2 rRNA genes (1 of these 2 cut by a window edge) are annotated in these 2,500 nt (G+C 54.4%); both read left to right on the forward strand.

Annotated elements, in window-relative coordinates:
• A 23S ribosomal RNA gene (locus tag ACW5IY_RS01520) occupies positions 1 to 1,967 on the forward strand; it begins 911 nt to the left of the window's first position.
• Positions 1,968 to 2,094: 127 nt separating this feature from the next.
• Positions 2,095 to 2,209, forward strand: a 5S ribosomal RNA gene (gene rrf / locus ACW5IY_RS01525).
• The last annotated feature ends 291 nt before the right edge of the window (positions 2,210 to 2,500 follow it).

Consider the following 2,500-nt stretch of genomic DNA (forward strand, 5'->3'; position numbering starts at 1 on the left):
GGACTGTATGGGAGACACACGGCGGGTGCTAACGTCCGTCGTGAAAAGGGAAACAACCCAGACCCACAGCTAAGGTCCCAAATTCACTGCTAAGTGGAAAACCATGTGGAAAGGCACAGACAGCCAGGAGGTTGGCTTAGAAGCAGCCACCCTTTAAAGAAAGCGTAATAGCTCACTGGTCGAGTCGGTCTGCGGGGAAGATTTAACGGGGCTAAGCAGTGAACCGAAGCTTGGGGTGCATACTTTGTATGCGCGGTAGAGGAGCGTTCCGTAAGCCGTTGAAGGTGGATTGAGAAGTCTGCTGGAGGTATCGGAAGTGCGAATGCTGACATGAGTAACGATAATGCGGGTGAAAAACCCGCACGCCGAAAGCCCAAGGTTTCCTTGCGCAACGTTAATCGGCGCAGGGTGAGTCGGCCCCTAAGGCGAGGACGAAAGTCGTAGTCGATGGGAAGCAGGTTAATATTCCTGCACCTCGCGTAAGTGCGATGGAGGGACGGAGAAGGTTAGGTGTACCAGGCGTTGGTTGTCCTGGGGAAAGGCGGTAGGTTTGGATCTTTGGCAAATCCGGGATCCTCTAAGACCGAGCACCGAGACGAGCCTTTATGGCAAAGTCACTGATACCACGCTTCCAGGAAAAGCTCCTAAGCTTCAGCTTACGCAGACCGTACCGTAAACCGACACAGGTGGGTAGGATGAGAATTCTCAGGCGCTTGAGAGAACTCGGGTGAAGGAACTAGGCAACATGGCACCGTAACTTCGGGAGAAGGTGCACCCTTTTTGGTGGCTCGTGCGAGCTATAGCTGAAGAGGGTCGCAGTAACCAGGCCGCTGCGACTGTTTATCAAAAACACAGCACTCTGCAAACACGAAAGTGGACGTATAGGGTGTGACGCCTGCCCGGTGCTGGAAGGTTAATTGATGGGGTCAGCCGCAAGGCGAAGCTCTTGATCGAAGCCCCAGTAAACGGCGGCCGTAACTATAACGGTCCTAAGGTAGCGAAATTCCTTGTCGGGTAAGTTCCGACCTGCACGAATGGCGTAACGACAGCGGCGCTGTCTCCACCCGAGACTCAGTGAAATTGAAATCGCTGTGAAGATGCAGCGTTCCCGTGGCAAGACGGAAAGACCCCGTGAACCTTTACTATAGCTTTACACTGAACGTTGAGTTCGTCTGTGTAGGATAGGTGGGAGGCTATGAAACTGTGGCGCTAGCTGCAGTGGAGCCATCCTTGAAATACCACCCTGTCGTGCTTGACGTTCTAACCTGGGCCCATTATCTGGGTCGGGGACCGTGTATGGTGGGTAGTTTGACTGGGGCGGTCTCCTCCTAAAGAGTAACGGAGGAGCTCGAAGGTACGCTCAGCGCGGTCGGACATCGCGCACTGTGTGCAAAGGCATAAGCGTGCTTGACTGCAAGATCGACGGATCAAGCAGGTAGGAAACTAGGACTTAGTGATCCGGTGGTTCTGTATGGAAGGGCCATCGCTCAACGGATAAAAGGTACTCCGGGGATAACAGGCTGATACCGCCCAAGAGTTCATATCGACGGCGGTGTTTGGCACCTCGATGTCGGCTCATCACATCCTGGGGCTGTAGTCGGTCCCAAGGGTATGGCTGTTCGCCATTTAAAGTGGTACGCGAGCTGGGTTCAGAACGTCGTGAGACAGTTCGGTCCCTATCTGCCATGGGCGTTGGAGATTTGAGAGGGGCTGCTCCTAGTACGAGAGGACCGGAGTGGACGAACCTCTGGTGTTCCGGTTGTCACGCCAGTGGCATTGCCGGGTAGCTATGTTCGGAAGCGATAACCGCTGAAAGCATCTAAGCGGGAAGCGCGCCTCAAGATGAGATCTCCCGGGGCACAAGCCCCCTGAAGGAACCATGTAGACTACGTGGTTGATAGGTCAGGTGTGTAAGTACAGCAATGTATTGAGCTAACTGATACTAATGATCCGAGAGGCTTGACCATATAACCTCAAGTTGCCTTGGCTTTACGACAACGTCGTAAGAGCATCCAAGTGCACGCTACGTCACAAGAACTACGAGAGGCAGGCGCCTTATCCGGCTGTATCGGATGGCGACGCTCCAACCGCCTCCCTGGTGAAATTAGCGCTGTGGAACCACCCGATCCCATCCCGAACTCGGAAGTGAAACGCAGCTGCGCCGATGGTAGTGTGGCTCAAGCCATGCGAGAGTAGGTCATCGCCAGGGTTTACACCCGAGAACCCCGCTGCATGCGCAGCGGGGTTTTCCTTTTTTTGCAGGCACCCGGTTTCGACCTGGACTTGCAGCAACAACTTCACGAAGAACTTGAAGTTCCTCAAACAAGTTGTTGACAAAGCTGAAAGGCCTGCCATAATAGGCGGCTCGCAACGACGAAAGACCCTCGGGTCCAACGACGAAGCAGCATCGGCAACAACGTCCACTCCGGTGAGGCGGCCTTGAAAAAAGGTGTTGACGAAGCGGAAAAGCCGGCTATAATGGGCGGCTCGCTACGAAGGG

The organism is Stenotrophomonas sp. C-A (assembly GCF_054030835.1).